Source organism: Rhodococcus sp. P1Y, from assembly GCF_003641205.1.
Classification (GTDB): domain Bacteria; phylum Actinomycetota; class Actinomycetes; order Mycobacteriales; family Mycobacteriaceae; genus Rhodococcoides.
This window is the reverse complement of the sequence record NZ_CP032762.1, coordinates 4,047,474-4,060,069: the sequence shown is the minus strand read 5'-3', so window position 1 is coordinate 4,060,069 and position 12,596 is coordinate 4,047,474. Positions and strand designations below refer to the sequence as shown.

The 12,596-nt window shown below is 63.6% G+C and carries 11 protein-coding genes; 8 read left to right on the top strand and 3 right to left on the bottom strand.

All coding sequences use genetic code 11. From position 1 onward, the window contains the following. Positions 1-70 precede the first annotated feature (70 nt). Both D8W71_RS18665 and D8W71_RS18660 read left to right on the top strand, forming a co-directional pair. On the top strand, positions 71-1,366 hold the full coding sequence (locus D8W71_RS18665) for a DNA polymerase IV (protein WP_236078079.1): 1,296 nt from the start codon (positions 71-73) through the stop codon (positions 1,364-1,366). Positions 1,367-1,528: 162 nt separating this feature from the next. Next, positions 1,529-2,035 carry a hypothetical protein gene (locus D8W71_RS18660; RefSeq protein ID WP_121115514.1) on the top strand — a complete coding sequence of 169 codons (507 nt, stop codon included), beginning with the start codon at positions 1,529-1,531 and terminating at the stop codon, positions 2,033-2,035. 94 nt (positions 2,036-2,129) lie between these two features. On the opposite strand, the gene D8W71_RS18655 is transcribed toward D8W71_RS18660, so the two are convergent. Both D8W71_RS18655 and D8W71_RS18650 read right to left on the bottom strand, forming a co-directional pair. Beyond that, positions 2,130-2,870, bottom strand: coding sequence for a hypothetical protein (locus tag D8W71_RS18655; protein ID WP_236077501.1), 741 nt, complete (start codon positions 2,868-2,870; stop codon positions 2,130-2,132). After that, the gene (locus tag D8W71_RS18650) at positions 2,867-3,805 is read right to left on the bottom strand and encodes a hypothetical protein (RefSeq protein WP_236077500.1); all 939 of its coding nucleotides are present in this window, start codon (positions 3,803-3,805) and stop codon (positions 2,867-2,869) included. The genes D8W71_RS18655 and D8W71_RS18650 overlap by 4 nt, the downstream gene beginning before the upstream one ends. Before the next feature lie 236 nt (positions 3,806-4,041). On the opposite strand from D8W71_RS18650, the gene lspA reads away from it, so the two are divergent. The 4 genes from lspA to dnaE all read left to right on the top strand — a co-directional run bounded on the left by lspA (position 4,042) and on the right by dnaE (position 9,903). Continuing rightward, entirely contained in the window at positions 4,042-4,590 is a 549-nt protein-coding gene (gene lspA, locus D8W71_RS18645; protein ID WP_236078077.1) for a signal peptidase II, read from the top strand. Then, a complete protein-coding gene (locus tag D8W71_RS18640) occupies positions 4,587-5,513 on the top strand; it encodes an RluA family pseudouridine synthase (protein ID WP_121115508.1) in 927 nt (308 codons plus the stop codon). The genes lspA and D8W71_RS18640 overlap by 4 nt, the downstream gene beginning before the upstream one ends. Next, complete coding sequence (locus D8W71_RS18635; RefSeq protein ID WP_121115506.1) at positions 5,510-6,175, top strand: hypothetical protein; 666 nt, start codon at positions 5,510-5,512, stop codon at positions 6,173-6,175. Before D8W71_RS18640 ends, D8W71_RS18635 begins: the two co-directional genes overlap by 4 nt. 191 nt (positions 6,176-6,366) lie before the next feature. Then, the gene (gene dnaE, locus D8W71_RS18630) at positions 6,367-9,903 is read left to right on the top strand and encodes a DNA polymerase III subunit alpha (protein ID WP_121115504.1); all 3,537 of its coding nucleotides are present in this window, start codon (positions 6,367-6,369) and stop codon (positions 9,901-9,903) included. Positions 9,904-9,949: 46 nt separating this feature from the next. Here the strand turns inward: dnaE and D8W71_RS18625 are convergent, their stop codons facing one another. Next, entirely contained in the window at positions 9,950-10,192 is a 243-nt protein-coding gene (locus tag D8W71_RS18625; RefSeq protein ID WP_121115502.1) for a hypothetical protein, read from the bottom strand. 143 nt (positions 10,193-10,335) lie between these two features. Here D8W71_RS18625 and D8W71_RS18620 point away from each other — a divergent pair, with 143 nt between their 5' ends. After that, positions 10,336-10,770 (top strand): nitroreductase family deazaflavin-dependent oxidoreductase, encoded by a 435-nt coding sequence (locus D8W71_RS18620; protein ID WP_121115500.1) that lies wholly within the window; start codon positions 10,336-10,338, stop codon positions 10,768-10,770. Between the two features lie 14 nt (positions 10,771-10,784). Further along, complete coding sequence (locus D8W71_RS18615) at positions 10,785-12,560, top strand: pyruvate dehydrogenase (protein WP_121115498.1); 1,776 nt, start codon at positions 10,785-10,787, stop codon at positions 12,558-12,560. Positions 12,561-12,596 lie beyond the last annotated feature (36 nt).

Genomic DNA, 12,596 nt, shown 5'->3' with positions numbered 1-12,596 from the left:
TGTCCTTGCTCAAGGGTATTTTTTGGTTGTGACCGACTCACGCAGTAGGCGTTGGGTGCTGCATCTCGACATGGACGCATTCTTCGCGTCGGTCGAGCAGCTCACACGTCCGACGCTGCGCGGTAGACCCGTACTCGTCGGCGGAGCCGGCGGCCGAGGGGTAGTTGCGGGGTGCAGTTACGAAGCTCGAGTGTTCGGTGCACGGTCGGCGATGCCCATGCATCAGGCACGACGCCTCGTAGGTGCGGGCGCCGTGGTGCTGCCGCCGCGCGGGGCTCTCTACCAGGCACTGAGTCGACAGGTCTTCGACGGTCTGCGCGTGCGGATGCCGGTCATCGAACAGCTGTCGATGGACGAGGGCTTCGGCGAACCCGCCGAACTTGCGGGCGCGACCGCGGCGGAAGTCGCCGAGTTCTGCGAGATGCTGCGGACCATCGTCATGAACGAAACAGGGCTCGTGGCATCGCTCGGCGCGGGCACCGGGAAGCAGATCGCCAAGATCGCGTCGGGACTCGCCAAACCCGACGGCGTCCGAGTCGTCTCGCCCGCCGAGCAGACTGCGCTGATGGCGGCATTGCCGGTGCGAAAGCTGTGGGGGATCGGTCCGGTGGCGGACGACAAACTTCGACGTCTGGGCATCGACACGATAGGCAAGTTCGTCGCGACGCCCGAATCGGAGGTCGCGTCGATCCTGGGTGCGACGGTCGGGCCGGCATTGCACAAGCTCGCGCGAGGCATCGACGACAGGGTCGTTGCGGAACGCGCCGAGGCGAAGCAGGTCAGCGCCGAGACCACCTTTGCGCATGACCTCGTCACCCTCGCTCAGCTTCGAGCAGCCGTGGAGGCGAGCGCGGACGCGGCACACCGGCGGTTGCTGAAAGACGGTCGCGCCGCTCGAACCGTCGTGCTGAAACTCCGCAAATCGGACATGAGCATCGTGACCCGGTCGGTGACCCTTCCGTACGCGACGGTCGACAAGCAGACCATTGTCGCGACCGCACAGCGTCAGGTCCTCGATCCCGTCGAACTCGGTCCCGTTCGCCTGGTCGGAGTCGGTTTGGCCGGACTGTCCAGCGTCCAGCAAGGGTCGTTGTTTCCCGAGCTGGACCACGAAACGGATGTTGCAGTGGGCGACGAACCTGCGGTGGGAGACATTGTGGCTTCGGTAAGAGAACAGGGCCCGAACTGGCAACCTGGTATCGATGTAAGGCATCCTGAATACGGACACGGGTGGATCCAGGGGGCCGGTCATTCCGTAGTGACCGTCCGTTTCGAGACGCGGTCGTCAGGGCCGGGTCGGGCTCGGACTTTCGCCGAGCGAGACAACCTACTCGTTGTGGCGGATGCACTCGACAGCATGAAATGACAGTGATTCCTACCGGTGAGTAGCCTTGCTTCTTTCCGGTCGACCTCCCGGATGGCATAGTGGAGCAGCCGGGATGAACTCAGGCCGACGTCGCTCCGTGCGGGCGACAGCACATGACCGAGAACCAATACCGCGATAAGCACTACCGAAGGGACAGAGCACTTGAAGCTTCGTAACACCCGTAAGGCCATCGTTGCAGGCGTCGCAATCGCCGCAGCGTTGACAATGACGGCATGTAGCTCCGATAACAGCAGCGACACCAAGACGACGACGACGTCCTCGGCAGCGTCCTCGGCGGCCACCCCGCCCGCGGGAGATCTTCCTCCCGTCCCCACTCCCGAAGAGCTCAACACCGAACTGCTTCGCGGTCTCGACCCGGCTGTTCCGGTCGAGGAGAAGGCGCAGCTGATCCAGGGAGCGGAAGCAGACCCTGAGCTCATCAACCAGGTCGCCGCAGCTGCCGTACAGAACGGTGCACAAATCCAGATCACGAGCGTCGACGACCTCGGTGACGGCACCCTCAACGCAGGTGCGACCTTGACCATCAACGGTCAGGCCAACCCGGGAAGCTTCGTCTTCGTCGCCGAAGACGGCGTGTGGAAGCTCTCGAAGGACAACGCGTGTGGTCTGGTTCAGCTCGCGCAGCTGACCTCGCCTGCGTGCGCTTGATTCACTAGCGTCGCCCCGATATACCGATGCCGGTGCCGCCTCCGAACGGGAGGCGGCACCGGCATCGAGTCGTTTCGGGGTAGTCCGGTTGCGGTCAGAGACCGGCGCCGACGCCGCGGATTCGATCAGCGGCCGTGCGAGCCAGCTCCGTGAGAGAGCTGGGATCGACTCCCTCCTGACTGGTGGCGACGAGCTGAACGACGGTGTGATCGACGACGGTCACCACCGCATCCGATACGAGTGTGTATCCCTCGCTTGTCGTCTCCAGTCGAACGGACGTCGACGCATCCCCGATCGTCTCCTGTTTGCGTGCACTGACCGAGTATTCGACTGCGATGCCGTCGGCGTCGGTGCCGGAGTACTCGGAGCAGGACCCCAGGGTCTGCTGGACAGCGGAGAACGCGTCGGCAGCACCGTCGCCGAGGTAACTGGCAGCGTCTTGGTCGATCGAGGAAAAGTCGGGTCCGGAGTATCGAACCTTGGCGTCGACCGCGGCGCCGGGGGACTGCCGGGTTATTTCGGCGAGCACGTCGGCACAACGCTGTGGATCGGTGCCGGACTTGTCCTCCGCGTCGTACTGAGGCGCCGGATCGAGTCCGAGATCGCGAACGGGATCGGCGACGACGGTGAAGCCGGCCGGTAGATCGTCGGTCGTGAGCAAACGGGACTGTAGATCGGCTTCGTCGGTGATCGCGGCACCGGTCAAGGGGTTCGGTGCGGCGACTTCTGGTGCCGCCTCCACGCGCGCAGCGTCGGAGGCATTGTCGTCGGTTCCGCCGCACGCGGTCAGTCCGAGAATCGATACCGCGGCAACGACGATCGACCACCGGTTCACGCGGTAGTCCAACGAAGCGTGTCGGCGATGTCCTGACGCAGCACTGTCGTACCTTCCGGATCCGAGTACTGCTGGTTTCCGCCTACCGTGACCTCGCCCCCTACCGGGAGCGGTTTGGTCAGGTCGATTTGGAGCGTTCCGGTCCCCGTCATCGTGTACGTGTCGATTGCGAGCTGGCCCCCGTCGTCGGGGAGTTCGAGCGTCGTCGACTCAGGTGTTTGATCGATTCGGATATCGACCGTCATCACATCACCGGTGCGTTCGCGCAGTGTCGCCGTGGTGGTCTGGTTCAGCGTGAGGCCGCTGATCACCTGCTGTTGTGCCGTCCAGACTGCCCCGATGCCTACCTCGCCCTCCGGGAACGAGATCGAGCGGTATACAGCCTGGTTCAGCGCTTGTTCAATGGCTGCTCGCGCCGAGTCCTGAGCAGCGTCGGCCGGTGTGATCCGCAGCGCCGTGACTGCACCCGTGTCGGTCACCGTCAGCCCGGCTTCGGAGCCGTCCGCGGCCGCCAGTGCCTCGGTGAGTCTCTGGTCGGCGGACGTAGCGGTGCCCACGCGGAGATTCACTTCGCGGTCGTCGTCGGATTCGGGTGCTCGCGCGACGAGCGGAATTGTCAGCTCGGGGGTCGAGAAATCCTGGACCGCCTGGTCGTCGATTTGTTGTGTGACCGACGAGCTGGTCGTCAGCGTGACCGACTGCTCGCCGGAAAGGTCGGGGGTGACGGGACTGCGCGGTTCGGTCCCCGGATCTACGAGTTCGATCGTCACGGGGGTGACGGGCAGCGACACTCCCGACGTCGTCGTCGCCGGCGACGACTCGTCACCGCTTGCGTCGTCGTCCGCACTTCCGCACCCGGCAAGCAGCGCAGTTGCGGTGACCGCGACGGCAAGATATCGGATACGTAGCGGCGGGGTCTTGATAGTCGAGATCACGGGACCAGGCTACGGACAGTCGGTCGGAGCGCGCGGCCGACTCGGATCCGGGTGAGGGCTGCGGGGCTTCGATGCGCCATGATGGGGGTGTGAGTGACGACCGTCCGACCGATTCGACCAGTCCAGAGCCGGGTCCCGATCCCGGTGCCGATCAGCCGACCAGCACGGAACAGGCCAGCGCCGAGCCCAGTCACACAGAGCTCGGTAATACAGAGCCCGGTGACACAGAGCGCAGCGTGCCCGCAGAGGGAATGGCTCCCCGCGCACTGCGCACGAGGCTGCTGATACTGATTGCGTTCGTCGTCCTCGCATTCGATCTGGTCACCAAGATTGCGGTCGTGCATTGGATCACGCCAGGCAGGCCGGTCTCGATCATCGGCGACGTGGTGACGTTGCGTCTCGTTCGGAACCCAGGCGCCGCGTTCTCGATGGCGACAGGGATGACGTGGCTCCTCACGATCGTCGCGGTATGCGTCGTCATCGGGGTGATCCGCATCGGTCGTACGCTGCGGTCGACGCCCTGGGCGCTCGGATTGGGTCTTGTGCTCGGTGGAGCACTCGGCAACCTCATCGATCGCTTCTTCCGTTCTCCCGGCCCGCTTCAGGGCCATGTCGTCGACTTCGTCTCGGTCGGTTGGTGGCCGGTGTTCAACGTCGCCGACTCCTCGATCGTGTGTGGCGCGATCCTGTTGGTCCTGCTCAGCCTGTTCGGATTCGAACCGAACGGTGAACGGGCGTCGTCGAAGAAGGACGTCGCCGACGCCGGTTCGGCCGGTGGCAAGTGAGGGAATCGCGATCGATGCCCGTTCCCGACGGGTTGGACGGCATGAGGGTCGATGCGGGAGTCTCCAGGCTGCTCGGGCTGTCGCGAACCGTCGTGGCCGCGTTGGCCGAGGAGGGGTCGGTGTCCGTCGGCGGGGTGGCCGCGGGTAAGTCCGATCGGCTGTCGGCTGGATCGTGGCTCGAGGTTGTTCTGCCCGAACCGGCGCGTGAACTGACCATCGAAGCAGAACCTGTGGACGGCATGGAGATTCTGTATGCCGACGACGACATCGTCGCCGTCGACAAGCCCGTCGGTGTCGCAGCTCACGCCAGCGTCGGCTGGACCGGACCGACGGTCATCGGTGGCCTTGCCGCGGCCGGGTTCCGCATCTCGACGTCGGGTGCGCACGAGCGGCAGGGCATCGTGCATCGTCTCGACGTCGGTACGTCGGGTGTCATGGTCGTTGCCACGTCCGAACGGGCGTACACCGTGCTCAAACGAGCATTCAAGCAGCGGACCATCGAGAAGCGGTATCACGCACTCGTGCAAGGGCATCCGGATCCGAGCAGCGGTACGATCGACGCTCCGATCGCCAGGCACGGCAGCAACGACTGGAAGTTCGCGGTGCGGGCCGACGGCAAGGCGAGTGTGACGCACTACGACACGATCGAAGCGTTCCAGGCGGCGAGCCTGCTCGATGTCCATCTGGAGACGGGGCGAACACACCAAATTCGCGTCCACTTCTCCGCGCTGCGCCACCCGTGCTGCGGCGACCTGACGTACGGCGCCGACCCCCGACTGGCCGAACGCCTCGGTCTCGAACGTCAGTGGCTGCACGCCAAGTCTCTTGGATTCGCACACCCGTCGGACGGTCGTTGGGTGGAGATCGAGAGCGAATACCCCGCCGATCTGAAACATGCACTCGAGGTGTTGCGCTCGGCATGACGAGGTGGAGACGTGTCGGTGAGTTAGGGGTGCTCGTCCTGGCGTTTCTTCTTCTGTTCTGGTTCGTCGGCGTCGCGAATCCGATTCCGAGGCCCGGCGTGAACACCGACCGCCTGGGCCCGGACAACGGGGAAACGGTGGACGAGTACATCGCTCGTTCATGGGAGAGTGTCGACCTGGCTTCGGCTGATGACGATCTGCATTGGAGCCTCGTCTCGTTCACCGCTGAGACATCCCCCGTCGGTGCCTTCGAGGCGGCTGGTGGTGTGCGTATCGCTCAGGTCCTCGTGCGAGTGCCGTTGGAGCGCGTACAGACTCAGGTGATCGCCGTCGGTGTTCCCGGCACCGAACGATCTGTCACGGAAGCCGGCGATGTTGCGGCGTCGCGTCTGCAGGGCTCGATGGGTCAGTGGGACCGCCAGGCGCAGATCGACGGCGTGTCCGCGTCCCGGCTTGCCGCGGGCTGCGACTGCGTGGTGGGTCTCGTCGTCCATGCACCGGCGACGGCACTCGATTCGATTCGGTCGAGACCCGACGTGAGGGCGGTGGAGTCACTTCCCTCCGACGCGAGGGCTGGGAAGTTCGCGGTCCGAGCGTTGCTGCCGGACTACGTCGATGTCGTCGGTCCGCTACCGGACGACGGGCCGATTCCGCCGGCGTAGGCAGGTTCGCCGCCACCCGGATTCCCTACATGCGTCTCTTCCGTCACACCCGTCACGACGCCGCCAGGGCCGACACGCTGGTGGGTCGGACACACCGAGAGTGCGGGAGGATCTGTCGGTTCGAACGCCTAGAGTGAGTAGCGCTTCGGCGTCAGAAATTTAGACCCGTGTGACCCTCAGGAGACAACTTCGTGGCTGACTCGTTCGTTCATCTGCACAACCACACCGAGTACTCGATGCTCGACGGCGCGGCCAAGATTGCACCGCTGTTCGCGGAGGCGAATCGGTTGGGAATGACCGCTGTCGGTATGACAGATCACGGCAACATGTACGGAGCGAGCGAGTTCTACAACGAAGCCAAGAAGGCAGGCATCAAGCCGATCATCGGCATCGAGGCCTACATAGCCCCCGAGTCACGATTCAACAAGAAGCGTGTTCTGTGGGGCGACCGAAGTCAGAAGTCCGACGACGTTTCCGGTAGCGGCGCGTACACCCACATGACCATGGTCGCCGAGAACGCGACGGGCGTCAGGAATTTGTTCAAACTCTCGTCCCTGGCATCCATCGAGGGCCAGCTCGGCAAGTGGGCACGGATGGACGAGGAGATCATCGCCTCGCATGCCGAAGGCATTATCGCCACCACCGGCTGCCCTTCCGGCGAAGTTCAGACGCGACTGCGCCTCGGACAGGACCGCGAGGCCCTCGAAGCCGCAGCCAAGTGGCGCGAGATCTGGGGACCGGACAACTTCTTTCTCGAGCTGATGGATCATGGATTGTCGATCGAGCGACGTGTCCGTGAAGGCCTGCTCGACATCGGACAGAAGCTCTCGATTCCGCCTCTCGCGACCAACGACTGCCACTACGTCACCAAGGATGCAGCGGAGAACCACGAAGCGCTGCTGTGCATTCAGACCGGTAAGACACTCAGTGATCCGACCAGGTTCAAGTTCGACGGTGACGGTTACTACCTGAAGTCTGCCGCCGAAATGCGCGAGCTGTGGGACGACCAGGTCCCGGGAGCCTGCGACAGCACTCTGCTGATCGCCGAACGCGTTCAGCCCTACGACGAGGTCTGGGAGCACCGCGACCGGATGCCGATCTTTCCGGTGCCCGAGGGACACACTCAGGGCACGTGGCTCGAACACGAGGTCATGACCGGGCTCGACCGACGGTTTCCGGGCGGACCGACCGAGGAGTACCTCTCGCGCGCGAAGTACGAGATCGGCGTCATCCTCGAAATGGGATTCCCCGCCTACTTCCTTGTGGTCGGCGACCTCATCAACCACGCGAAGACTGTCGGAATTCGCGTGGGACCGGGCCGTGGATCGGCTGCAGGTTCGCTCGTCGCATACGCGATGGGCATCACCAACATCGACCCGCTGCCACACGGCCTGCTGTTCGAGCGATTTCTCAACCCCGAGCGTGTGTCGATGCCCGATATCGATATCGACTTCGACGACCGGCGCCGCGGAGAGATGGTTCGCTACGCCACCGAGAAGTGGGGCAGCGACCGTGTCGCACAGGTCATCACCTTCGGAACCATCAAGACCAAGGCCGCCATCAAGGACTCTGCGCGTGTGCAGTTCGGGCAGCCGGGGTTCAACATCGCGGACCAGATAACCAAGGCGTTGCCGCCGCCCATCATGGCCAAGGACATCTCGGTCGCGGGTATCACCGATCCCGCGCACGAGCGGTACAAGGAAGCGACCGAGGTTCGTGCGCTGATCGATTCCAACCCGGACGTGGCGACCATCTACAAGACGGCGAAGGGTCTGGAGGGTCTGATTCGTAATGCGGGCGTCCACGCCTGCGCGGTGATCATGTCCTCCGAGCCTCTCACCGACGCCATTCCCGTGTGGAAGCGTGCGCAGGACGGCGCGATCATCACCGGGTGGGACTACCCGTCGTGCGAGGCCATCGGTCTGCTCAAGATGGACTTCCTCGGTCTGCGCAACCTCACCGTCATCGGTGACGCCATCGACAACATCAAAGCCAACCGCGGCATCGACATCGACCTGGACTCGTTGCCTCTCGACGATCCGGCGACGTTCGAGTTGCTTTCCCGCGGTGACACACTCGGAGTGTTCCAGCTCGACGGTAGTGCGATGCGCGACCTGCTGCGACGCATGCAGCCCACCGGATTCGAGGACATCGTCGCTGTTCTCGCACTGTATCGCCCGGGCCCGATGGGCATGAACTCGCACAACGACTACGCCGATCGCAAGAACGGCCGTCAAGAGGTCAAGCCGATTCACGCCGAGCTCGAAGAGCCGCTCAAGGTCATTCTCGGACAGACCTACGGCCTGGTCGTGTACCAGGAGCAGATCATGCAGCTGGCACAGAAGGTTGCCGGATACTCGCTCGGTCAGGCCGACCTGCTGCGTCGAGCAATGGGTAAGAAGAAGCTGTCGGAGCTGGAGAAGGCGTACGCCGGATTCCGGCAGGGCATGTTGGACAACAGTTTCTCCGAGGCCGCCATCAAGGCGCTGTGGGACACCGTGCTTCCGTTCGCGGGCTACGCGTTCAACAAGTCTCACTCCGCCGGCTACGGGCTGGTGTCGTACTGGACCGCGTACCTCAAGGCCAACTACCCGAGCGAGTACATGGCCGGCTTGCTCACCAGTGTCAGTGACGACAAGGACAAGTCGGCGATCTACCTCGCCGACTGTCGCAAGCTCGGAATCACTGTGCTCCCACCGGATGTCAACGAGTCCGAGCTCAACTTCGCCTCGGTCGGCAAGGATATCCGGTTCGGCCTCGGTGCTGTTCGCAACGTCGGCACCAACGTGGTGGCGTCGATCATCAGGGCGCGCGAGGAGAAGAGCAAGTACACCGACTTCTCGGACTACCTGAACAAGATCGACGCAACCGCCTGCAGCAAAAAAGTGACCGAATCACTCATCAAGTCGGGTGCATTCGATTCGCTCGAGCATCCGCGCAAAGGCCTGATGCTCATTCACGCCGACGCCATCGACTCGGTGATGGGAACCAAGAAGGCCGAGGCAATCGGACAGTTCGACCTCTTCGGCGGCGAGGACGCGGACGAGTCAATCTCATCGGTGTTCAACGTCCGTGTGCCGGACGAGGAATGGGAGTCCAAGCACCGCCTCGCACTGGAGCGAGAGATGCTCGGCCTCTACGTGTCGGGGCACCCGCTGCTCGGCGTCGAGCACATGTTGGCTGCGCAGTCCGATACCAACATCCCCGCGATCCTCGAAGGCGACATCAAGGACGGGACCCAGGTCACCATCGGCGGAATTCTCGCGTCGGTCAACCGCAGAATCAACAAGAACGGCCTGACCTGGGCGTCGGCACAGCTCGAAGACCTCGTCGGCGGAATCGAAGTGCTGTTCTTCCCACAGTCGTACTCGGTGTTCGGTGCAGACGTGACCGAGGACTCGGTTGTGCTGGTGAAGGGGCGGGTCTCGGTCCGCGACGATCGCATCTCACTGATCGCCAACGACCTTGCCGTGCCCGATCTCTCGGCAGTCGGTGTCGCAAGGCCGCTCGCCGTGAGCTTGCCGACACGTCAGTGCACAGCTGACAAGGTCGGAGCGCTGAAGAAGATTCTGATGAGTCACCCCGGAACGTCGGACGTGCACCTGCGGTTGGTGAGCGGAGACAAAGTCACGGCCATGAAACTCGACGACAGTTTGCGCGTCACGCCGACATCGGCGTTGATGGGTGACCTGAAGGCACTCCTCGGGCCTGGGTGCCTGGCCGGCTGACGCCTGCCGCAGCCGGCTGTGGGATCCCTCGCGCGTGCGAAGGGAGCTAGCCGCGCTTGGTCGCCGAGGTCTCGACGATCAGCAGTGTCCACCACGTGACGACTGTGGCGGCCGCGCTCGCGAGCACCGAGGTCTGCAATGAGGTGGTGAGCGCGAGAGCGCCCAGGAAGACGAGCGCACCGAGAACCAGGGCTTCGATCTTGTACACCGGCCATGCGGTACCAGCGATATCGACTGCGTTGACCTTCGTGCGCGGACGAGCCGTGAGGCTCGGAATTGCGTACGTCATCGATTCACTCCTTCGGCGTGCTGCTATCTGTTGTCAGGCTATACCCAAGAAGTAGTTTCGGTCTACCGAACTCGACGATTCGGGCTCGTGTCGCGCGGTCGGGCGGGTAGCGCAGTCGGCAACGCAGGTGTTCACTGGAAGACATGCCATTGACAGGTGAATACGAACCGAGCACATCCGATTGGGCACGCAAACAGGCCGAGCTGTTGGAAGGCTCAGGCGGTACCGAAGGCACCACTCTCAACGGAATGCCAGTCATCTTGCTGACGACGAAGGGCAACAAGTCGGGAAAGCTGAGAAAGACGCCACTGATGCGCGTCGAGCACGACGGGGAGTACGCGGCTGTTGCGTCGTTGGGCGGGGCGCCGAAGCATCCCGTCTGGTACTTCAACATCAAAGCCGAGCCCCACGTCGAACTGCAGGACGGCACAGAAAAGGCGGACTACATCGCTCGTGAGGTGACCGGTGACGAGAAGGCCGTGTGGTGGGAGCGCGCTGTAGCGGCGTTCCCGCCTTACGCGGAGTACCAGACCAAAACCGATCGTGAGATTCCCGTGTTCGTCCTGTCCAGAACCTGAAGGAGACAAGCAAGTTGAGAACCGAGACCGTCGCCGACCAGATCGTCGCACAACTGATCGAGGCCGGAGTCGAACGAATTTACGGAATTGTCGGAGACAGTCTCAATCCCATCGTCGATGCGGTCCGGCGTAGTGGGGGATCCAAGTCGGGCGGCATCGACTGGGTTCACGTTCGTCACGAGGAGGCCGCAGCGTTCGCCGCGTCGGCCGAGGCTCAGCTCACCGGGAAGCTCGCGGTATGCGCTGGGTCCTGCGGACCGGGCAACCTGCACCTCATCAACGGTCTGTACGACGCCAACAGGTCGGGTGCGCCAGTATTGGCCATCGCGTCGCACATTCCGAGTGTGCAGATCGGGTCGAGCTTCTTCCAGGAGACGCATCCCGACAGATTGTTCGTCGAGTGCTCGGTTTACACCGAACTCATCAGCACACCCGAACAGTCGCCCCGAGTGGTGCATTCGGCACTGCAGCACGCCGTCGGCAAATCCGGAGTCGCGGTCATCACGCTGCCGGGCGACATCGCCGACGAGCCCATCGGGCGGCCCGCACCCGCCTATGTGCGTACTGCTGCACCGTCACTCGTGCCTGCTGCCGAGGACGTCGAAAAGTTGGCCAACGCGGTGAACGCGGCCGGCACCGTCGCAATCTTTGCGGGTGCAGGCGTCCGCGATGCACGTCCGGAACTGTTGGATCTCGCCGAGAAGCTGGGCGCGCCGATGGGACATTCACTGCGCGGCAAGGAGTTCGTTCAGTACGACAATCCGTTCGACATCGGGATGACCGGCCTGCTCGGATACGGCGCCGCCCACGCGGGCATCCACGATGCAGACCTGTTGCTCCTCATCGGAACCGACTTCCCGTACGACCAGTTCCTTCCGGACAAGGTCAGAACCGCGCAGATCGACAGTGCCGCAGACAAGCTGGGCCGTCGAACGAGCCTCGATCTCGCAGTGCACGGGGACGCGAAGAGCACACTGGCGGCGCTGCTGCCCCTCGTGGAGCGCAAGTCCGACAGAGCATTCCTCGAACGCACCCTCGATCGGCACGAGAAGCTCATGACCAAGGTGGTCGGCGCGTACACGAAGCCTGTCAAACAACGCACTCCGATCCACCCCGAGTACGCCGCGTCGATCCTCGACGATCTCGCCGCGGACGACACGATCTTCACGGCCGACACAGGAATGTGCAATGTGTGGACAGCTCGCTACTTGAACCCGAACGGCTCACGCCGGTTCATCTCCTCGGCGCTACACGGGTCGATGGCGAACGCATTGCCGCACGCCATCGGCGCCCAGGTGGCATTCCCGACGCGTCAGGTCGTGTCGATGTCGGGCGACGGCGGACTGTCGATGCTTCTGGGTGAACTCGTCACCGTCGCGATGTACAAGTTGCCGGTCAAGATCGTCGTCTTCAACAACTCGACGCTCGGGATGGTGAAACTGGAGATGCTCGTCGACGGCATTCCGGACTTCGGCGTCGACGTGCCGGCGACCGACTACGCAGCCGTCGCAGCGGCACTCGGTATCTTCTCGCGACGCATCGAACAGCCCGGCGATCTCGAATCGGGCATTCGTGCGGCACTCGATCACGACGGTCCAGCACTGGTCGACATCGTCACCGACCCCAATGCACTGTCGTTGCCGCCCAGCATCACCGGTGAACAGGTCAAGGGTTTCGCTCTCGCCATGTCGCGAATGGTCATGAACGGCGGCGTCGGCGAGGCGGTCCAGATGGCGAAGTCCAATCTGCGCAATGTCCCGTTGCCGTCGCAGTTCTCACCGCGAGGGTAGTCCCGGGTCGACGCTGGAACGACGCTGGTGGCAGCA